This is a genomic window from Parashewanella tropica, assembly GCF_004358445.1.
In the GTDB taxonomy this organism is placed as follows: Bacteria; Pseudomonadota; Gammaproteobacteria; order Enterobacterales; family Shewanellaceae; genus Parashewanella; species Parashewanella tropica.
Window position 1 is genome coordinate 1,649,883 of record NZ_CP037951.1, and the last position, 23,679, is coordinate 1,673,561.

At 41.0% G+C, this 23,679-nt stretch carries 6 protein-coding genes; 1 reads left to right on the forward strand and 5 read right to left on the reverse strand.

Annotated elements, in window-relative coordinates:
* Nucleotides 1-218: 218 nt before the first annotated feature.
* Genes E2H97_RS07005 through E2H97_RS07020 form a run of 4 tightly spaced genes read right to left on the reverse strand, consistent with a single transcriptional unit; the run spans nucleotide 219 to nucleotide 15,326 of the window.
* A complete protein-coding gene (locus E2H97_RS07005; protein WP_246029065.1) occupies nucleotides 219-5,939 on the reverse strand; it encodes a hotdog fold thioesterase in 5,721 nt (1,906 codons plus the stop codon).
* Nucleotides 5,939-7,342: a PfaB family protein gene (locus E2H97_RS07010; RefSeq protein ID WP_133406482.1), complete on the reverse strand. Its 1,404-nt coding sequence runs from the start codon at nucleotides 7,340-7,342 to the stop codon at nucleotides 5,939-5,941. Before E2H97_RS07010 ends, E2H97_RS07005 begins: the two co-directional genes overlap by 1 nt.
* Nucleotides 7,339-14,523, reverse strand: a complete 7,185-nt coding sequence (locus E2H97_RS07015) for a type I polyketide synthase (protein ID WP_133406483.1) — start codon at nucleotides 14,521-14,523, stop codon at nucleotides 7,339-7,341. Before E2H97_RS07015 ends, E2H97_RS07010 begins: the two co-directional genes overlap by 4 nt.
* Complete coding sequence (locus E2H97_RS07020; RefSeq protein ID WP_133406484.1) at nucleotides 14,520-15,326, reverse strand: helix-turn-helix domain-containing protein; 807 nt, start codon at nucleotides 15,324-15,326, stop codon at nucleotides 14,520-14,522. The genes E2H97_RS07015 and E2H97_RS07020 overlap by 4 nt, the downstream gene beginning before the upstream one ends.
* A 128-nt stretch (nucleotides 15,327-15,454) precedes the next feature.
* Between E2H97_RS07020 and E2H97_RS07025 the strand changes: the two genes are divergently transcribed.
* Nucleotides 15,455-16,228, forward strand: a complete 774-nt coding sequence (locus tag E2H97_RS07025; protein ID WP_133406485.1) for a 4'-phosphopantetheinyl transferase family protein — start codon at nucleotides 15,455-15,457, stop codon at nucleotides 16,226-16,228.
* Here the strand turns inward: E2H97_RS07025 and E2H97_RS07030 are convergent.
* Entirely contained in the window at nucleotides 16,225-23,415 is a 7,191-nt protein-coding gene (locus tag E2H97_RS07030; protein WP_133406486.1) for an AAA family ATPase, read from the reverse strand. The two genes, E2H97_RS07025 and E2H97_RS07030, sit on opposite strands and share 4 nt — an antisense overlap.
* Nucleotides 23,416-23,679: the final 264 nt, after the last annotated feature.

The window sequence follows — 23,679 nt, forward strand, 5'->3', positions numbered from 1 at the left end:
TTTTTTCTATATCCTTGAAGGGGCAATAGTGCGAACGCCAACCGAAGCGCACGTCCATGTGCTGATGACCGTTACATCCTGTAACGGACAGTTGGCTTATCGCACTATTGCCCCTGTCTTAATCCTTGGTTGATTCAAAGTTAGATACCTGACTTTAAATCATCCCCCCATAACAGGGCTTACAACATTTGTTTATCTTTGTCATTTAAATTCTAAAGTTAACCCTCATACACACAAATAGCGATATCCGTTACTTCGTAAATCCTTAAACCATCTTTACTCAAGTTCGCATCACCTTTAATGATAACTTGGTTCGGTTCGTGGATGATATCTGTTATGTGAACATCCAGTGACATTTGTTTGTTCAATGGCGTGATTTGTCCACGATACTTCCATTTTATATCCGATAATATTTGTCCGAATTTCGGATTGCTAAATTCTTGTCCTAGCCCTTCATTCAATGCAAAGGTTTGCATCAATTCGATGATAGCTTCGACACCTAAAGATCCTGGCATTACGGGATCTTGGTGGAAGTGGAATTGGAAGAACCAGTCGCTAGCATCAACGGTGCGCTCTGCGTATAGATAACCTTTTTCGGCTTTACCGCCATTTCGAACAATATCTACTTTGTCGATAAAGTTAAGTTGTCCGCCAGCTAAGCGATAATGAGGTTTATCATCTTGTGCGATAAACAGCGGGCAAGCATCATCAAGCAAATTGATTTTAACATCAGCTGAAACTTGATTTTGGTGATGCCAAGCTTGGGTGACATTGCCGTTGTCTAAGCCAAGCTGGTGGGTTAAGGCTTGCTCTTTAAAGTAACCAAATACCGCACTTCCTCGATAGAATGGTTCATTGTCTACTGATAATTCAAAAGTAAAGTTCTGAATGATGTTACTGCCAGCCACTACGGTTGAAAGCAGCTTTGAATCATTCACTATGGTTTTACCACGCAGATCGACATGACGTAATAACTCGCCCGAACCATCTAAGTTACGGAAGAACAGTTCATCATTCGGGAACTGTAGTGTTGTTCCCATCCATGCCGAAATAAAGCCGTTGGGTTGTAATGAGATTTCCATTAATACCGAATATGGCATTAAGCTATCGTGCGTGTTTTTCTCAAAATACCAAGCATCTTCTGGAACTTCATACTCAGCAATACAAGAGGCTGGGTTGCGTAAATCCCCACGTTTACCTTGAATGTCGATGACTCTTGTCGTTAGCTGTAAGTCACCACAAGGAGTACGAGGGGGGATCAAGTCTCGATAGATACTGAAGTCAGAACCAAAGCACTTTTCAATATCGCCCGTGGCAAATTCAAATAGATGATAAGGTGTATATGGCAGTGTATCTGGCTCAGTATTTGGATAATCTGGGCTTAATGGTGCAGGCACATGCTGAATAGGAATCACGCCTTTGTTGATTGGAGCTGAGTGATCGGCTATCTGAGCCATTAATGGTGCATTTGGGCGGTTGCCAAAATCAATTTTGATTGGATTGTTGTTCTCGGTATAACGAGTACAATCCACTTCTTCTTTGATCATCACTCCAAGGTTTTGAAAATCCACCACCACTTTACCATTAAGTAGAATATCAATATTCGCTTTGGCGAATGGGTTAGGGTGCAGGCCGATTTCGGTGACTTCCATTCGGTATGTCAAAGTACCATGCTGTGGTAACACCTGACCACGACAGCGTACTTTTTGTGAAGCATCTTTAAGTGGTTGGAAACGACCTTGGGTAACTTGAGTGTGCATGCCTAAGTGCAGCATAAAGAATTGCAGTAATTGGCCACAACCCTCAGCCATTAATGAACCTGCCATTACTTGGTCGTCTTTAAAGTGACAAGGAAAGTACCAATGATCGGGTGCGAGTTGTTTTTCACCTTCAACAAAGCCTAAGCCCCAAGCTCCACCGTGAATATCAAGCTGATTCACTTGCTCGATCATCAAAAACTTTTCAGAGGCGAAGCACAGAGATTGCTGAATGCCATGTTGCGCTTGGTAGTCCGCATGTTGACCACCAAAACATTGACCAATGTTACCGTTTAATAAGTTCGCTATTTGCTGGTAATCAAACTGAGTTTGACCGCAATGAATCAAAGGCTTAAAACGAGGTTTATTGGTCGCCATAAGTGCAGCATTGCGAGTGGCAATTTCGTCATCGGTGCGTATAACGCCTTTGCCATCAGCCAGTTCTTGATCGGTAAAGAAACCAGCACAACCACCATCCATTTTCAGGATCATCTTATCGCCAACAAAGCACTCGTAAGAGAAGAAGAACAGCAAGGTATCGCCATTACTTGCAAAGTTATTGATGGAAATGTCATAGCGAAGCGTATCACCACCGCGAGGTAAATCGCCTAAGAAGGTTAGGGTGCAGTCGAGTAATCTGTATACCCGTTCACCTTTATTTTCAAAGTCGATGCCTAAATAACTGATCAACATAAGATCGCATTGACCTGATTCAACGGCAACCGCCCACGGGATTTGACCATCAACTAAATAAGGAGCATTCACAGGAATATCATATTCAGTGGTCATGGTACTTGGTTGATATTCATTGGTTGCAGCATTGAGCTTAGTTACACGAGATACCAACAGATAATCTGTGGTGGGTAGACGCACTCTACGTGAATAATTGTCGATAACGGCATAGTCTTCACCAAAGACTTTCGCTATATCACCTTCAGCATATTCAACTAAATCTTGATAATCCCAAATACATGGTTTTTGCTCTGGAGTTGGCACGATATAAGGCGTAATTTGGTTTAGTGAATGAGGGTGTTCAACCGTCGCTCCTGCGGAGGCAGGAGTCCAGTGACTTTCTTCTGGAGTTAAAAGACGCTGGATGCCTGCCTGCGCAGGCATGACGTTTTCATTATTTAGCAGTTGAGCTTGTTGCTGCTTTAATAATGCATCGGCAATTTGTAAGCCTTGCTGACGAGTTTTTAAGTAAGCCAAATGAGCTTCACGAGCTAAAGACTGGTTATGATTAAGAGCTTGTAAATTATTCATAGATGCAGATTCAAGGGGAGATGATGCAAATTGAGAAAGCGATGAAGAGTCATAGTGGGATAAGCCAACCGTCTGTGACAGGATGTCACAGTCGTCAGCACATGGATGTGCGTTTCTGTTGGCGTTCACACTATGACTCTGGTCTTGATAATTCGAATAATCGTTTGCTTCTAGCTGTTGGACAACTTTTGAATTAGTAGATGCGTTAGAAAATTTTTCAGTGAGTTGTGCTTGATTACCCATTGGCGTTTTACAAATATGCTCAACAATATCTCGACCACCTAAAGTGACTGTTTTGATCAAATGCTTTGAATCAGTCCATGTCAGATCTTGCGATAATCGAGTGACTAATTGATCTTGTTGCGTTGTACTTTGCTCTATACGAAGCTGTGACATTTGCGAAACCGTTTGAGTCTGAACTAATGCTGTTGACTTCTCTGGGTTCAACTTGAGTAGTGCATGTAACAGAGATGCCATACCAGAAGCAGCAAAACAATGCCCAACAGACTGAGCTGCACTTTGGTTCGCCTGAGGTAGCTCAATGGCTGAGTTATATTCGACAAGTGAATCATCATTATTTAATGAACCATCAAAACTTAGAGCTTTAATTTGTCCGTAAGATTGTTCCGCATCAGCAGACAATACAATGGCACCCGCACCTTCACCAATATTCCAGCCTTCATTACTCTGATTAGGTTCAGGATTAACCGCTTGTACTTGGTGATGCAAAATCACTTGTTCAGCGCTACCACTTAAATCCACCGCGGCAATAACGACTGCATCCACGTTATCTTGCATCATTAGATTGTCAGCGACTTCTAAACAGCGATTCACTGAATGCTCAGCTGCCGAAATGGTAAAGGCTGGTCCGTTAAAGTCCCATAGTGATGAGATTCGAGATGCCATAATGTTACCAATAAAGCTGGTGTACTGATTGAGCTTGGCAGCATCCAATACAGAATCCATTGCAATGGATTCAAGCTGTTGGTATTCATCACTCGATAGTGAAATGCCTTGCTGTATCAAGCTATCTCGGATTTGAGTATGCAGATTAACTCGACCACGGAATTGATGTAATTCAGGCTCGGTTTCCATTGCAACAAGTACAGCAACATTGCTACCAGCTTTAAGCTTGGCATCACGAATGGCTTCATCTGCGACTTTGATCAATAGCAATTGTTGAGCGATCAAACGATCGTCTTCATTAGGCGGTACTTTAAATCGTAAAAAGTCGAAGTCGAAGCTTTCAATAAAACCACCTTGAGGTACTTGATCCATTCCCCATTGTGCTAATAGTTCTGGCTGGTTCTGCAAGCCTTTCCAACGTAGTGGTGGTAATGATGTAAAGCCTGTCTCGCCAGATTGAATCCCTTGATGCCAAGCATTGATGGAATCAAAGCGACCAAAGTGAGAGGCAATACCTGAAATATGTAAGGGTAAAAATTCTGTTATTCCTGGCTTATATGTGGGTTCATCACCTTGGCTTGGTTGATAACTTTCTAACACCAAGTGAGCATTACAACCGCCAAAACCAAATACCGACACGCCAGCGTGTTTTTGATCGGAGCCTGATTTTTTAGGCCAAGCTTGAGTTTCAGTGGGGACTTGTTTACCTGAGAATAACTCATTAGGTGATGCAATCGCTTGGTTCAAATTGACCGTTGCAGGCAGTTTTTCATGCTCCATTGCGAAAATCATTTTCATGATCCCCGGCATGCCTGCAGCTGTAAGTAAGTGACCTAAGTTCGATTTGGCTGAACCAATCATTGGCGCAGTGGTATTGTCTAACTTGTCTGTGAAGAATTGCTCCATTGAAGTGAGCTCAACTTTATCACCCAATGGTGTGCCAGTAGCATGACATTCAATGGCTTCTACTTTTTTTGGTTCAATCCCTGCCTCGGAATAAGCGCGCTCAAAAGCGAGCACCTGACCTTTTGAGTTTGGGCTTAATACAAATTGCCCTTTACCGTCGTTAGAAAGCCCAACACTTGAAATGACACCATAGATGTGGTCTCCATCACGCTCAGCATCGGCTAATCGCTTTAAGACAAACACACCAGCACCTTCACCTGCAAACAAACCTTGGCTATTTTCATCAAAAGGGGCAGAGCAGTTGTTATCTGGATAGGCGTGAAAGATGGAGAAACCCATATTGATAAAGAATGGATCCGCACCAGACATAGCACCAGCCAGCATTACATCAGCTTTACCCGAGTTAAGGTAATCACACGCCAGTTTTACGGCATAAACTGAGCTTGCACAGGCTGCATCTAAGGTTAATTGACAACCACCTAATCCCAGTGCTTGATGCAAAACTTGCGAGGCACTGTGTGCAGCAGCTAAGTGAGTTTTGATATCAGCATCGACTTGAGGTTTAGATGAAAAATACTCAAGTTTAAAATTCGGCTGATTGAACTTTTGTTGCAGTCCTTTTTCAACCGCTTGATGATATAAGGGCAGCACTAACTCATTTGACGTTTTAGTGGGGAATGACAAACTGCCCATCACCACGCCTGTGCGAGCGAGCGTTGTTGACTCTAATGAGATATTGGCATCTGCAAGTGCTTTACGACCACAATCTAGCGCCCATAAAAAGCCGTCATCTAAATGAGTTAATTGATCTGCGGGTAAATGATAACCGTCGGCTTCAAAGGAAAAGTCTTGTATGTAACCACCGCGATCACAATAGAAGCGATCGGACTCGCCTTGTTGCCCACGATAATCATCAGGTTGAGCGTTAAGTTTATCAGCGGTGAGTTGGGTTCTCGAATCTTGTTTATCTAATAAATTTTGCCAGAACTCTTGTGCATCATTAGCATTTGGATAGCGAGCAGCTAATCCTACAATCGCAATCTTTTTTGATGTTCTAGATATCTTTCTTGAAGACAAAGAGTTTGATGATTCGGGCTTCGAAGGCACTATCGGCTCTCCTTAACTTGGGTAAAACGGGCGGTGAGGGCATCAATGGAAAGTGGCACCCGTAAACTGATTAATTTTGCAATGCCGTTCAGTAAGCTGGTTATTGTATCTTGTCCCTTACTATTCAAGGCGATGATATGGCAATCTTGCTTGTCTTGTAATTGTTTATTGATCAAAGTGGTGGTTTGCCTATCTGCGCCTACCTCTACAAAAATGCGACTGCCATGGGATATGGATTTATCTACGACATTTGCAAAATCTAACGGCTGAGTAAATGTATTTGCAATGCTGGTTGCAATGGATTCAGCATTGATTGTCTGTTTATTCAATGGTTCTGATTGAGACGCTGAAATAAAACGAATATTCGGCAGTTTGTCGACTATAGGCTGTTGATAAAAAGCTTGAATGTCATTTTCTACCAATTGCGATGCAGGTGTGTGCATTGCGGTAACCATATTAGTGGCAATCCCTCGTTTACCTATGGTTTTGAGTAAATCGCGACAAGCTTGTTCATCACCTGCGATGATGCAGGTATCTTTGTGGCTAATGGCTAGATATGCTTTGGGAAACTTTGGCAGAGCTTGTTTTATTTCATCAGCTGTTGCCGCTACATAAAAGCTATTCCAGTTGATTGATTGTTCAGATTCTAATTGCCATAACTTTCGAACGGCTGTGAGTGAACCTGATATTTGATGCTGGAATATTTCACTCTTGGCCGTAGCATCAATCAAGGTTTCTGGTTGTTTCCATACACCAAGGCTTGCCCACATAGCGGTTTCGCCCATAGAGTAACCTAAAGCCAATTCTGGTTTCAGCTTGAAGTCTTCGAGTAAGAGTTGGCTTAATAAATAGCTGACTCCAACTCCAGCAATGGCTTGCTGACTCAAACTTGGCTTGATTGTCTTGTTAGAGTAGTAAATATTGGTTTGTAGCAGGGCATTGATATCAAGCCGTTGTGCTAATTGTGTAAATCGCTGAGGGAAATATTGATGCAAGCCTAAAAACATCTTAGGGTAGGCGGTGCCAACACCCGGATAGACAAAGGTTAAGCCTTTATTTTGTGGAGGTTTAGAATAAAAGCAACTTCCGTTGGGTGTTGTAAAACGCCAATCCTGTTTACCTTGGTTAGCAATGACCGATTGCTCAAATGCTTTTATCTCTGCGAGTAATTGAGCTGGGTTTGATGCTTGAAGTACTAGCGCTAATGGTTGCTGAGCCTGATAGCCCTGCAAGTTAGCACGCATGTTGCCAAGAAAATCAGTAGAAGTAGAAAGCGCTTTAGCTTGCGTGAGTACGTCATCAACCTTTGTACCAGTGATGATATAAAACAGTCGAGTGGCAGCGACCAGAGGTAATGATCGCTGCACATCTAGGAGTTGTTTGAAGTCTAGGTTTACACTCACAGACTACCTGCTCCTAGCTGACTTAGTTCTGTGTGAGGTTCAAACACTAAACTTGGGCTAACAGTAACCCTTGCTTGCTTCATAAAACCGCAAACTGTTCCATCGTTGGCTAGCAAAGCAATATCAGCAATTACTTGATGCTTACTGGCTTTTATCACTTTCAACCTTAGTTCTGTGATTGTCTTGCTTTGCTCAACTGAGCAAGCTTGGTACTCAGCAATACTCACAGGTAGGCAGGCATGTCCTGTATTGAGCTTTGTCCAAACTAACAAAGCTTGAAGCATTTGATCTTCCGCTACAGGATGATAGCCGCAAATACCATTATCCAATTCAGAGTTAATTGGGCTTGGTATATTCAATTTAGCAATTAAACCTTGTTGATCGTAATGGCTAAGTTGGCTAAGACCTTGTAACTGCTCACCGTGGAACAAAGTGCCGTTTTGGTAAAACTTACTCGCATCTTGTGAAAAGGGTGTAATACCTTTTAACTCAAGAGTTGGTTGAGGTATTACTCCCTCAACTAACTCAGCTTGATACTGAGGCTTACCGTCACATTCTATGGTCGCTACAAGATGATCATCTTTTGGCTCAAGTCGTAATATCAGAGCCTTGGTTTTGTCTGTATCAAATACAACACCTTTCAGTAATTGATAATGACGAATAGACCAAGTTGTATCGGTTAAGCTCTCCACTTGCTCCAGCATCCAATCTAAGGCAAACACAGTTGGTAAAACAGGATTGCCTTTGATTTGGTGATGCTCAATAAAGCCCAGTTGTTGCGGATCTAACTCAAGAGTGATGTTTTTATCCCACTGAATTACATCCGCATTAGGCTTTTTTGATTGAACGTCCTGTTCGTTTGCCGAATTACCTTGCATATCAGAGCCAATCAAAAGCTGGCTTGAAGATTGAGACAGAATTTTATCAGCAAATAGCTGAGCGCCAGCTTCTAGTGGAATGACATATACGCCACGTTCAGTGAACATTTTCTTGAGCGCAGAGTTCACCATACCACCGTCCCAAGGACCCCAATCAAAACTAATGCTTTTACAGTTTGGATAGCGATGACTTAACTGAATGGCGGTTTTATTCAAAATCTCGTTCGCCATGGCGTAATCACTTTGACCTGTGTTGCCATAAAAACCAGCAGCAGAAGAGAACAAGGCGATAAGCTTCATTTGCTCTGGTTCTAACACTTCAAGCAACTGGTTAAGACCATTCACTTTGGTACCGTAAACTCTTGATAATTCGTCTAGAGATTTATCTTGAATGAGCTTGTCAGCTAGTACGCCAGCACCGTGGATTAATCCTGTAATAGGAGTGATGGCCGTTAACGGCGCTAAAGTTTCTGCTACTGCATCTGCATTACTGACATCTAGTGATAGATATTCTGCACTTGCGCCTAATTGCTCAAAGCGTTTGATAGCTTGGTCAATCTCCAGTGAACTTTTGATTGGCCAAATCAGATCATCAATTTGCTTAGGGCTTGGCTTTTTACCTTCAGCTACCAAGGCTGCAATGGCTGCTTCCTGTAACTCATCAGCCGTTTTACCTTGCGCCCAAGTCGGCAGTTCAGAGTGTGAAATCTGCTGGCTGCGACCTGCTAGGATAAAGTGTGCTGGAGTGGCTTGTGCTAGTTTCAAAGCACATTCTAAGGTGACACCTTTAGCTCCGCCTGTTACCAAAATTTTGTCTGTTGCAGTGATTTCAGCGGCGTTAAATTGCTGTTCTTGTTCGCCAGCTACCAGAGTAAAGCGACCAGATTGACTTATGCCAATTTCAGATATTGATGATTGCTCGAGTAGCTCAGTAATGATTGCTGTGGAAAACTCCGCGCTATCGAAATTCGTATCAATATCTAATGCCTTACAACTCACTTGAGTCCACTCATGAGAGAGAGTTTTAGTAAGCCCCGATAGTGCAGCTTGATTTAGTTCAAATGATTCATCATTCAAGTAGCCGAAACCACCATCCATTCTTGAAACTGTGACAAATTGACTTTGCTCAGCTGTATTTAGAATTGGCTGTAAATGTTTAGCCCACAAGAATGCATGCTCTACATGAGAATACGCCGTTTCATTGAGGTTAATATCTCGCTCTGCATCAACTTTTGGTTGTAAGTGAATAAAGCCGCTAATACTGCCTAACTCTTGAATCGACGATAAAGTCTGAGCAATTGAGTTATCACTGATTTCAGATAGCGTGAATTGGGCAACGTCACTATTTAACGGTGAATGAGCCGTCAAGATAGATTCTGGAGCATGAACAACTGCGACGGTTAATCCTTTTGCGGTTAGCTTTTCAGCTAGAATACCGGCGTTCTGCCCATCATCAGTGATGATAAACAAACCGCTGGTGGTTACCGATTTAGAATTAGCCGCCGCTGGCAGCTTTTTTAAGCTAACCTCGCTGTGTGGAGGAAGCTCTACATTCACTGATTCACTGTTTGCAGCAGGAGTGTGTGCGATAACTTCAGCCGCTTGGACTTGCGTTGTCAGCTTCGAGTTCATGTAAGTAACGATTTCTTCAAGCGTACGACACTCGGCTAAGTCTTCAGGGTTTAACTCAGGTAATTCCGGCAGCTGATCTTGCACTGTACCGAGAATTTCTACACGCTTAATGGAGTCAATACCTAAGTCAGCTTCCATGTCCATGCTTAGCTCTAACATTTCAGCAGGGTAGCCTGTTTTGTCAGCAACAACAGATAGCATGGTTGCTTGCACTTGATCTGCGTTTAAGTTTGATACTTGAGTGTTTGCGTTGACGTTATTGGTTTCAACAACTGGATCTGATGAATCCAATTTTGAATTCATATAAGTAACGATTTCACCAAGAGTGCGACACTCGGCTAAATCTTCAGGGCTAAGTTCTGGTAACTCAGGAAGCTGGTCTTGCACTGTACCTAGGATTTCAACACGTTTAATGGAATCGATCCCTAAGTCGGCTTCCATATCCATGCCTAACTCTAGCATTTCAGTTGGATAGCCCGTTTTTTCAGCCACGACAGATAACATGGTGGATTGGACTTGCTCTGAACTTAAGTTTGATGCTGTTGCTTGAGAGGCTTGAGTTTCAACAGTAATAGCAGGTGAATCCAATTTTGAATTCATATAAGTAACGATTTCACCCAGAGTACGACACTCGGCTAAATCTTCTGGGCTGAGTTCTGGAAGTTCTGGTAGTTGATCTTGCACTGTACCTAGAATTTCAACGCGTTTGATTGAGTCGATACCTAAGTCGGCTTCCATGTCCATTTCTAAGTCCAGCATCTCGGTTGGATAGCCCGTTTTATCGGCTACCACAGAAAGCATGGTCGATTGAACTTGTTCTGTATTTAGGGTTGATGCTGTTACTTGAGCGGCTTGAGTTTCCACAACAATAGCCGATGAATCCAATTTTGAATTCATATAAGCAACGATTTCACCCAAAGTTCGACACTCGGCTAAATCTTCTGGGCTAAGTTCTGGTAACTCTGGAAGTTGATCTTGAACCGTACCTAAGATTTCAACACGCTTAATGGAGTCGATTCCTAAATCGGCTTCCATATCCATTTCTAAGTCCAACATTTCAGTTGGATAGCCCGTTTTTTCGGCTACCACAGCAAGCATGGTGTTTTGAACTTGTTCTGAGCTTAATCCTGCTTTGCTAGGCTCAATAATTGGAGTTGGAGCTTCAACGTGAGTGGTTTGAATCGGCTGTGGAGTGGATATCGTTTGTGGTTGCTGCATTACAGGAGCTTGTTGCTGAACACTTGCCTGTACTTTGGTTTGAGCAACAGGAATATTTTTTACATGCGACGTAGTGACATTCATGTTGTCACTTTGCAACTGTGTACCATTTATCATCGCAAGAGCCGCTTGGTTTTGGCTGGCTTGCAGTTGCATAAATTGTTCATGGCTTTGCAGCGTTTGACTTTGATGTTGGTGGAACATTTCCATTGAGCGTTGCAATGCTTCAGGAATAGCCAAACCTTGGCTTGCTAATTTAGCTTGCTCAGCCATTAGCGAAGCAAAAGTATCACCATATTGTTGTGGGATTTCTAAAAATTGCTGATGAAGCTTAGCGACCTGATCTTGCGCAGCAAAAAAGGCATCAAGTGTGTCACCAGATGCTGATGTTGCTTGAGAAGCTGTAGGCTTGGATGTTGGTTTGTTCACACTTGATTCCGGAAGTTGTTCAATAATAGTTTTTTCAACGAGAGGTTTTTCAATAATTTTTTCGACCACTTTTTCAACGGGACGATCGACATACTTGATTTGAGATTGGATCTTGCCGTTTTCTAGCGAAGCCTGCATTTTTTGCTTAGTCGCTTCGCTGATGTAGTTGTGTCCACACAGTTTCACCGACATTCCAGCGGCAGGTTTACTGCGCTTGATTTCAGCTCGATAAGGGTCGATGTTTTCAAGTTCAATGCCAGCAACCGCTAGTTGAGTCGCTGCGAGTCTGAACTGTAAATCGCTGTCGCCTTTGGCATTCGGGTTGATGCTGATGGTGAGGATTTCTTCATCTTCATTTACTAAGTTATCAGCAACTAATTTTTGCAGAATGTCTTTCGGTCCAAACTCGACAAATACACGAGCACCATCTTGGTACATGTTTTTGATCTGCTGCTGGAAGCGTACTGATTGCAACATGTGCTGTTGGAACTCAGACTGAATAACCTCAGCGTCATCTTCATACAAAGTGCCAGTCGCATTGCTGTAAAGATCACATTGAGGAGCATTGAAGGTTGCAGACTGAATCGCCTCTGCAAATGGCTGCTGTGCATGAGCAACCAATTTAGTATGAAATGCGCCAGATACAGGAAGCTGAATCGCTTTAAAGCCTTGCTCTTTTAATTGTGGACCAATGGCTTCAATTGACTCAGTTCCACCCGCAATTACTTGTTGCTTACTTGAGTTGTCATTGGCAACTTTTACATCATTGAACTTAGCTAGACATTCATTGAGCTGTTCGAGTTCAGAATCAGAACCCGTTGGCAAAATTACTGCCATCATACTGCCAGCATCTTTACCTTCTGGTACAGAGGCCATTGCTTTACCGCGAGCAAAGGTCAGTTGGTAATAATCGTCACGATTAATTACGCCTGCTGCGCGTAGCGCCGATAATTCACCAAAGCTGTGACCAGCAACCATATCAGGGCTAAAACCAGCTTGTTCCAGTAATTCAAATTGAGCCATAGACATAGCGCCAATGGCGGATTGAGCATAAGCCGTATTCGTTAACTGAGCTTGCTGTGCTTTTTTGTCTGCGCTGGTGAATACAGGAACAGGGAAAACACGTTCAGATAAGTGTTGTTGTTGGTTTTGTGAATAAACGGCATTGGCAGAATCGAACTCAGTACGAACCTCAGGGAAGTTACACGCAAGCTCTTTTGCCATGTTTACGTATTGAGAACCTTGCCCTGCAAATAGGGCGGCAACCATTGTTTTATGGTTCACTAGGGCACTTGGTCTATAACTCGTACCAGAAGGTAATGTCCAAGGCGTATCTGAGTTGTGTTTTAACTGCTTTATAGCTTGTTCAATCTGCTGTCTAGCTTGCTCAATATTTGAAGCAACGAAACCTAATCTTGGTCGTCTTGATGGAATACCTTTAAGTGGATATTTGGCGGCCAATTCCGATAGCGAAAAATCTTTTGATTGAACATTTATCAATTCATCAATCAAATCATCAACACTATGAGCACTGAAAAGAAGTGATGACGCTACAGTGCGCTGGCGATACTTGCTATCACGATCGTGCTCGGCATTGTATTCTTCTAAAACAATATGGAAATTTGTGCCGCCAAAGCCAAAGGAGCTAATGCCACCACGACGTGGTGTGTCGTTAACACGCAGCCAAGGTCGAGTTTCGGTGTTTAAGTAAAACGGGCTGTGTTCGATATCCAATTTTGGATTCGGTTTTTCAACACTAATGGTTGGTGGTAACACTTTGTGGTGCATGGCTAATGCCATTTTGATTAAACCAGCCGTACCAGCGGTAGACTTAGTGTGTCCCACTTGTGATTTAATGGAACCAAGGGCGATATGTTGTTTTTGCTCGTTGTCTTCAGAGAAAACAGAATCTAAACCGAAGAATTCTGCTACATCACCCGCTGCGGTGCCTGTGCCGTGAGCTTCAATTAAGCCAACGGTTTTAGGTTCAAAGCCTGCATCATCATAAGCACGCTTTAATGCTTTAGCTTGTCCTTCACTGCGCGGTGCATAAATACTCTTAAACTTACCATCTGATGAAGCGCCAACGCCTTTGATAACGGCATAGATTCTATCACCATCACGCTCGGCATCTTCTAAGCGTTTAATGGCGATCATGCCTATGCCTTCACCTATCATCATGCCGTTAGAGTCGGCATCAAAAGGCTTAATAGTTTCTTGGTCGGTAAAGGCGGGGGTTTTTGAGAAACTCATGTACATGTAAGGAGAGTTGTCGGTACAAACGCCACCTGTGATCATCATGTCTGAGCGACCTTCAACCAGCTCGGTAACCGCCATACGAATCGCAGCATGAGAACCCGCACAAGCCGCATCAACCACACAGTTCATACCACCTAGGTTAAAACGGTTAGCTATGCGTCCTGCAATCACATTACCCAGTGAACCCGGGAAGGAGTTTTCTTCCCAAGGTACATATTGATCTTGAACTTTCTGAATGAGCATTTCAGCATCTTCATCGCTGATGCCACTGTTTTTGAAAACTTTACGAAGCACAGGATATTGCAGTCGAGCATTCATGCTTTGGCTTATCTGCTGACCGCCACCAATACCTAAAGTGATACCGATACGATCTTTATCGTAATCGTCATCAAGGTTTGCATCTGCCAACACTTCTTTTGCAACAACCAAAGACAGTAATTGTGAGGTATCGGTTAGTTCAAGAATATTTGGTGGTAGACCAAACTCCATTGGGTTAAAGTCGACTTCAGGCATAAAGCCGCCACGTTTGCAGTAGACTTTATCTGGCGTGGACTTATTATTATCGAAGTAATCATCGGCATTCCAATGTGTCTCTGGTACATCAGAAATGGCATCGATTTTGTCGCTGATCAAATCCCAAAATTCATCTAAATATCGTGAATTGGCAAAAATGCTCGCCATACCAACAATGGCTATAGGCGTGTCTTTCAAACGTCGATTTAGCCGCTTATCTTGCTGCTGGTCGTGAGTGGATGATTGGCTCATGCTGAGTCTCCGGAAAATAAACTGGCTTTAGCTCGTTCTGCTGTGGCAGTTGGTCTTGTTCTTTTGGGCACAATTTGAGTATTGGCGTCAGGGAAACGAGCTAAAAATGACTGGTAATTTTTTACCAATAGTTTGCGTAAATGGAATGGACCTTGTTCTAGGACATAACTGATGTAACGATTCGATGCTTGGGTTTCATTATCCTGATAAATATCGATGTAAACCCAATCACTTTGACTGTCGGTACCAATAAATACTGAAGTTGGCTGAATTTTAGTAATACTGTCAGGAACACTAAATGCCATTACCTGAACCACGGTATCACCATCGGCACTGGGCAAATTTAGCGCTTCGGCAAGGGTTTCGGCATTGAGGGTATACTGGCTAATATCTGAGCCTTCGACAACGGGCAGGGCATTAAAAAATGGCTCTGGTACAGCATCTAAATCAGGCTGTTCACCACGAGAAAAACCATAACGCTTGAGGCAACGAGCTAAACCTGAACGTGATACATTCGGATTGATAAACTCTTGCGTGATTTTTAGAAGCTTATCCAATGAGAGTTTCAATTGAACTCTTAACCCAACCACCACATATTCTTCAACCGCTGATAGCGTGGTATTGAGATGATGTGGAGTATGATCCCCATCTTCAATATCTTTACGGTTTCGCCATTTCCTAACTGTGGCTTGGCTGATGTTGAGGATTTTAGAAAGCTCAGACACAGTAAGCTCTGAGGTCTGAATAAATTTCCTCATTTCAGGCGTAGTGGTCGCATTTCCGTGTCTTTGACGAGCTGTCATCTAACTTTAGCCTTCAGTAATAAACTCTTGGGACAATTTAGTTAATAAGCGATAAAATGGGCTTATTAAATTTAGGAAGATGAAGATTACCTTAGCTTTGGCTTTGATACAATCATGTGGGACAAAAAATGCGAAAGGATATAATCACCAACAAAAATTCTGAAAAGATTGAATTACATTGTTTAAAAAAGACTCAATTATCCGATTTGCAACATAAGTGCCTCATTGAGTTGCTCACTGATGAGGAAATAGATCGTGTTAATGGATTTCGTACTCAAGAAATGCAACAGCATGCCTTATGGGTGAGGGCATCTTTGAGAGAGCTATTATCAGAATACAGTCAACGACATCAAATTGCTGAAGTTAAGCCTGTACAGTGGCAATTTGAAAAACTCAAGTACGGCAAACCATACATTATCAACCAGCCGAGTCGTTCACAAAATATTGAATTTAACCTCAGCCATAGTGGTGACTGGTTATTAATCGGTATTACTCATAGAAAAGCAGATAACCAATCATTTTATTTTGGTGTCGATATAGAACGAGAAAGGTCTAACACTAATGTCATGACAATTGCCAAACGCTATTTTTCAGAACTTGAACTAGAACAGCTTGAAGCGTTAGAAACTGAACAAGAAAAACGGCAGCGATTTTTTGATTTATGGACCTGTAAAGAGTCTTTTATAAAAGCAACGGGTAAAGGTTTAGCGACAGATTTGAAAAGCTTTAGTTTTGACTTTTCCAAAGTAATCAAGGGTGAATCCTTTTTTGAAGTTCCCCTCATGCTGCGAAAAAATGTTACTGGGAAATGTGGCACTTGGTTTTCTGCTTTTGGTAGGCTCGACGATGTTTATCGGTTTGCCTTGAGTGTTAAACCCAATTTTGATTCTTGTTCATCTTAATCTTGTAACAGAGCCTCCCAGTCTATTGTATTTAAAAATTCATCAAACCCTTTTTCAATGGTCTCACTATGAATCACTGAAAAATTGGAATGATTTAGTGCTTTTTTAAGTCTTTCAGGGTTTAATTTATAACTTAGAAACTTCCCTTGAATGCCACTGTAACGACTCATTCGAGGTTCAACTCTTTTGGTTAGGGACATCAGCCAGTCTCGGTCAGGTCTCATTGAGTAATGGCCAGCGGAGAGGTGAGTCAAACTTGTTTGGAAAAAAGCTCTAGACGGCACAGTAATAACGCAGGCACCGTCTTCAGATATCACTTCTTCAGCAAGAAATTGAAAATAGCTTTTCTCGACTTGGTCGAATTTTTGGTAGAACCTACGAATATTCCAAAATCCAGCTTTTTCAGCGACTTTACCACTAAACAGAATACCGTGTGCATTTAGGTGTTTTTCAAAAATTTTATCAAGATCTCTTGTTCTATCCAGAGGCAGGCACAATACGGCTGGCTTTTTAGCTATTTCTCTAAATGTATGTAAATACGGAGCACGCTTTTGAGCCCAGCGTTGCAAATCAGGCTTTATGGCGTTGCCTTTTCTCCATGACCAGCTAGATGTAACGTGTGTTGTGACAAGCTTTTGTTTTATGGTATGGGTTGTCCCTCCGAGTTCTTTTTCTGGAGGAGTACAGTCCAATTCTTGGATAACCTTATCAGACCAACTGAGATGTGATGTGATTTTTAGATAGTACTGCTCTAAAATTTTTTCTGCTCTTTGCTTCTGTGAAGAGTACTGCGCTATGTGTTCTAAAATTGGCAAATATTGTCCGATAGATAATTGTTCAGTTTCGAAAAGCTCTATGCTCTCTTCACAGAAGGTGAGGTAGCACTGGTCATTTATCAATTTATTTCTATATAGCTCATGTATAGCTAAAAAATATTGATAGATACAGTAATTGAGTCTATTTAATGAATCCTGACCGTATAACGGTTTTTGGGTAGCATATTCTTTTGCATGTCGATACCAGAGTTTAAATAGCTCTGGTAGCACAGCTATGATTAAGCCATCATTCTTTAAGAGGAGTTTTTGTTTGTTAACATCATCTAAATATGTAACTAAGTCATGGAATTCATGTACAACCCTTTTACTTTTTAGCGTTTTTATCAATGCTATAAAATAAAGTTGATCATCTGGTGTCGTTGCATCTATGTATGCATTTGCGAGTAGTTCAAAATTGCGTAGTTGGCTTTTTTTTGGTGATTCTAAATCTTCTAATGTTAATATTTTATGCAGCGGGGCTGACTCCAGCGTTTCAGCAAGCTCAGTTTCTTCAAAATCTTCACTGTCTTCTGCTTCAAACATTGCATTTGTAAGTGGGTCATTATTTTGAGGGGAGAAAGGGTTAAGATATGCACTTTCTCCATCGACCGTTGGAGAAGCTGACTCCATATCTAGATAATCAGGGGTATAAGTCTTCCCAGTGTTATGCTTTCCACCTAAGTCAACTTTACGCCATAAACCTTCTTCTTCAACTCCAACCTCAATATATGAATGGACGTCATTAGAAATAATTCGGGATCTTATCCCAAGGTATTGGCAAATTAGGTGGAACCCCAAAGCGCGATGTAGGCAAACCCCTTGTTGTGATTTAATAGATTGAATGATCACTTCAAAGTTACCATTTATGGAACCTTCAATATCCTTGTTTGCATCAAAGCCTCTAAAAAATAGTATCAAATGTCTAAGCTGATCTTCAGGAGTCGGCATGGATTTAATGCCCTTTAAATGCTTTATAACACTATTACTTTGATCTTCGGTATTAAACAGCTCAGCATCTAAGGTGTGACTGATTTGTTGGTGACAAGGGGATTGGAGTAAAGATACTTGATCTCTTAATCGAAGAAAGTGAGTTTTTTGCCAAGGTTCAAATATTGTGAAATCAATCGTTACGTCTTGAGTCTCTGGTGTGGCTAGAGGAGCAAGTTTAACTAACCATTGTCGGGTCAATTTATGCCTTGCAGTGATCAGTTTAACTGGATGTCTTGCATCTATCGAAATGAGTAAGGATTCTGTACTAAAAGTCGGCAAAATTGACCAATTTGAAGTGGACAATTTAAATGTTACACAACCTAGAACTTCACCAGGGATAAGTCTTTGACAATGCCTTAGGGCGAATGGTTGGCCTAGTTTTGTGAGAATCAATCCTGAATTGTTTTCATTAGATATATATGTTCCGATCGTATCTGAAAGATGTATGTTGTGTTCATCTGCTACGGTTTCTGTCAACTGTAACTGGCCATCGATAACTGCGAGCTCTTGTACTCTTGAGCGATAAAAAGCGTGAGGAATATCTGAGTCTTTGAAATACAAAGTTACATCTTTAGGAGGAGCCGATTTAATCTTTCCATCTATTTTTGTTTTGGAAGTAACTGTCTTACAAATAACCCCTTCGTCTCTATGATATATCATTTTGGGGCCCTTTTGTGAGCGTCTAGATGGAGCTGATTGAGCTGTAACCAAAGACTTGAAATCCCGTTTTCGCTCATGCAGTTTAGCACTTGCTTCTGCATCGATTTCTAATTCTTTTTGGACATTACTTTCAATTGCGTCGCTATCCCAATCAATAGATTGCATCGATAAGCCAAATTTATTATGTAGTATATTTGGCCAATTCTCTTTAGGTTGCAAAATCAACAGGGAAGTCAGCTGAATGAGGTCTTTTAAGGTAACTGGGATTGGAGATCTACTTTTTTGTAATTCTTGATTTAATACTGAAAATCTTTGTATTAGCCAAGTTACAGCTTCTTCATTTCCAGGAAATTTATTCAGTAATATCTGTTCTAAATCGGAGTGGGTAAGAGGTGTGAGTATGATATTTACACATCGGTTTTTAAAGGCGGGTGATGCAGCTTCTCTGCCCTCAAAACTTGAAGGGTTTATTGTTGCAAATAGTAAAAAATTCGGGTTCGATGGGCAGGTAAGTACTTCATTAAATAGGCCTTCAATTAGATCACTTGGCAATAAATTCAGTTCACTAATAACCAATTTTTTCCCAAGCTTCATTGCATCTTGTATTTCACGTAAAGATTCTTCCCAACTGTCAGGGTTGGCATTGATATGGGTATACTTTTGTGATTCAGGAACATCCTTTTCCCAGAGCTCTAATACTGCTTCTAGAATCGTATCTTTTCCCCAACCGGATGGGCCTTCAACTAGCAAGGCTCTTTTATCTAAGCCATTGGATGCACTTCTTTTGTTTAAGAATGACCAGTAATATTGGACTAATGCGCATACTGCTTCATTTCTTAAATCCAGACTTGGATTTTGTTCTCTGAGCTCTAAAAGAAATACGTTAAAGTTATGCTTTTTTATATCTAGAACTGAATTTTCACACGGGAATTCTTGTTGTAATTTAGCTTTTAATTTAAGGAGTAAACCTTTATTTTTTAAAGGAACGCCTGGCTCTATCGCTTCCTCGAATGCGTCAAAGATAATGGCATGAACCTGTGTCATATCGGCAGGTGGCGTGACAAGCAAATTTTGTGTGCAAGATATTCTTGTTAATACTTCGTGTAAGTCTCTAGGTGTTAACCCTTCTGGGATAAGAGAGGCAATCTCTTCAAATGTCTGTATAACTAGATGGCAAGCCTGATTGCGAAATGTTAACGGCCATGTTGATGGAAGTGATGGCTTTACGATAAGTTTACCTTGTGTCTCACGAGACAGTGGTCGACAGTGTACCGTTAGCATACAGCTACTGATATCAGGATCCATCTTTCTGCCGGCATAAAAATCAGGATTCCCGGTTAAGATAACTCTGTGCTTGCTAGTAAGAGGATATATTCTCCCTTGATAGCATAATTGTTTTGGTTCTCTACATAATCCTGCAAGTGTGGCGATAACACCTTCTTTAGCGATATTAGCTTCATCGAGTACCAGCAGTTGTGGGTTTCTATCTTTCGCCCACTTGAGAATTGGACCGTCTTCAAATTCAGTTCGTGAATCACCGCTAGCATCCGTTATCAGCTTTTGTTCACCAAAGAGTGAGCAAGTTGTTGTTTCTGGTCCAAGACTTATCACTAATGGTGTATCAAAATGCTTAAATTGTGGATCTTGTTTTGAAAGTTCATTGGAAACTGCTTTAGCTAAGTGGCTTTTTCCTGCTCCTGCTTCTCCTTGCAGAAATACGATAGGGTGATGTCGAACTCTGTCACACATCCTGAGGAGACGCCTATTTTCTCTAATGTGGCAGTTTTGTGTTCCAAATAGTAAATCTTCGGCTAAGTCCACAAAATCAGTGTCTAAAAGCTCCTTGTCAAAGTAGCGATATAGATGTGCCGTTATGTTTTCTAGGAATAGAGCTTGTTCCTGTTCCCTGTCTGAAGACGTGTGATACTCAGTGATTAGCGGTTGAATTGATGCGGCTAATTCCTGTGTCTGTCTCGAAATACAGCCAGCTTTGTTTCGCTTGGAGCTCGCAACCAATAGAGCGTCACGTAATTGTGAAAATAATAGTGAATTTCGTTCAATGACATCAATTGGAGTGAGCTCCTGGTCCAGAGTTCGTAGTTGCTCTGCTTGAGAAGGTAAGGCTATAGAATGTAAACACCTAAGCAAATTATGTATGTCTTCTTGAGTCGGAGTGAATTTTCGTCCACGAATTGTTTTTTCAAAATATGTTAAAGGGCAATGCCTAACCAATAACCAGAAATTTTTGGTTAATGTTTCTCTTGTGAGAGGTTGATTTTTACCCATCCATTGTCGTAGTTGATTAACATCAATTTCTTCTAGGCTTGTTGGCTCGTAAGTAAACTCTAAATGTGTTTTTAAATAGTTATAAACTTTTTCGTCACCTCTGTAAGCTCTGGTTATCAATGTATTTAATGCTCTTTTATAATGATAATTTGTGGGTTGGTAACTGCCATCCTGACGAGTTTCGATTTTAAGTTGCTCATCAAATAGTACATTAAAGTCTGCTTCTTCCCATGGAATTGTTGCGGGGTAAGTATGATGATGACTTGGTGGTAATGCGCTGAGTAGATCATAAATATATTTAAATTTACCCAAGCGTCGATGGGTATGAGTTCTGGATTGAAGTGCAAACCTTTCTCTTAAGTGCTCTGTTCGTTGGTTGTGGTATTGCAGGAGTTTAGGTAGCTTTTGTTGTTGCTTTTCGTTTAACACTAAATGAATTGAAACTTGTGCTCTTGGAAGCTCGTGTTTTTTTCCGTGCAAAAATAGGTAGGGTGGATTGGCGAAAAGAGTTTCAATTTGCGCAAGGATTTTTGAATTTCTTTCAACACCCGATAGCGTTATTTTTTTTCCATTAACAAGTGCATCAAATAGTTGTGTTTGTGTTTGTTGAAATTGAAATCTATCTTGGCTTTGTAGTTTAAATTCTTGCCACATACTCTCCCAGTCTTCTTTAGCCGTAACTTGATATACCATGGATTCTCTATTCTGAAATGCTAAGGAATCGGCTGCATTTGAAAATACATGGCAACTAACATTAAGTTCTTGATCTGGGTTCGGAGTAATATCTTGTGTCCCCCAAACAGTCACTCTAGGTATTGACTTATACCTTTCTAATCGCCTGAGAAATCGTAACCACTGATGTTGCGAAAGATCACTTGTGATACACAACTCAGCTTTTCCAAAAATGAGTTCATTGAATGTATCATGGTATACAGGTGTTCCGTTTTGAATTTTAAAGTCAGAGAGTATTGCATCAAGATTTGAACCGTTTAAATAAACAACACCAGAACATACTAATGGTTCAGCAAAAGGGACGATTTTTTTCCTAAAGGGCAGTTTTGCAAGTATCCGCTGTTTTCTAGTTAGTGGTTGTGTAGGAGTAACCTGAAGAGGCTTATTTAACAATTGACTTTTTAGACTTTCAATTTCATCATCGCTGGTGTCTTCCCTGATGATTTCCATTTCGTCAGGTAAAGAAAATACTACTCCATTGGCTGAAAACTGGCGTGTGATTAGACATTCTCGTAAATCATAAACAAACTTTTTTGAGTTCCAAGGTGCATCTCTAAAAATAAGGATACAGCCTTCATCAGATTCAGTTAAATAACCTCTTTTGAAAAACCATTGACCGTTATTGTCGATACTGATTTCTCCAAAAAGAAGTGCTTTCCAGTTATCATTTGAAAAATCAATCGTAATTCTTCTTCTCGGTATACCTCTGCCGTCTTCGAATACAATATCTTGGTCAGTTGTTGGAATATGAGATTCGAGTACATCAAAACCTTGTTCTCTTGGGATGAGAAGGTCAGGGGAGTCAAGCATGACAAAGGCTTTACTTTCGTCGTGATAAGCCTTTTGTAAGTGTGGCTTGTCATCAACAAAAATAAAGTCATCGAATTCAGATTCATATTCAGATTCAGAGTCACCTGATAAAGAGCTACTTGTTGGCTGTGATGGGACGGACCAATTTTGAAAAAGAGTAACGTCTTCTGCTGGTGGTATTTCATTCAAATAATCTAAATCATGATAGGATTCAAATTGAGTTAATCGGCGCCAACAGTCTTGATTAGGCTGAGATTCTCCAGACTTCAGCATTTGAGGGTTTATTAATACAACACGAGAGATATTTTTACCTAGGGACTTACCATTTAATGAAGGAGGCGTATCTAACAGATCATTCAAACTAGCCACTTGAGAGGGCGACATACTGGTTAGGTCTAAAATCAAAGTGAGAGGTTGATTAGAATATAATCTGCCTTCCTGTTCTTTAATTCCACCCTTTGAATCAATTATAACTGACGATTTTAAGCCGTCTTCTTCAAGGTGTAATGGGGAAAGGATATTGATAATAGGTGAACTTGGATTACTACAACGGCAATGGTCAATCACTTTTAACTTATCTTGTTCAGACTTGATATTAAAAATAGATGAATGTGCTGTTGCTGAAGTGCTTGTTTGTTGAACTTCTACTGTTTGAGCAGCAGCTTGTTGTGCTAAAGGTTGATCGGTTTCAGCTACTTTAGCAGCAGTATGGAGCAACATGCTTTTGTTAGTTTTATTTACAGTAGTAGTGTACACCCTATTAAAGTTGCCTAGGGGGGTTGTTACTGTACCCGTTGGTTGTATTGAGTCATAAGGGCGGTCTTGAGTTCCTTTTAGCTCAAGTTGTGGGACCGTCCCTGTTGTTACGCTGCCGCTTGACAATTTAACTACCAATGAATGTGCCTTAATCTAAAGTCTATATATGGATAACAACGCCATAATTAAAATTTATTCACCTAATACTACGAATTGGCGAACAATGAAGAAATTGCCTGTTTTGTTTAATTTCTGACAGCATCTTTAATCTTTTTAACTTTTTGATTTATATGCTTAAACTGCTTTTGAAAAAGAATGGAGTAGAGGTATGTTTATTGAAAATATATTTTAATCTTTTACTAGGATAAAAATCTCTTATGTATGGCAAAAGTAAATCGGTTT

Coding starts and splice junctions, on each gene's coding strand:
- E2H97_RS07015 (WP_133406483.1), bottom strand. CDS start 14,523: ATGAGCCAATCATCCACTCACGACCAGCAGCAAGATAAGCGGCTAAAT.
- E2H97_RS07020 (WP_133406484.1), bottom strand. CDS start 15,326: ATGACAGCTCGTCAAAGACACGGAAATGCGACCACTACGCCTGAAATG.
- E2H97_RS07025 (WP_133406485.1), top strand. CDS start 15,455: ATGCGAAAGGATATAATCACCAACAAAAATTCTGAAAAGATTGAATTA.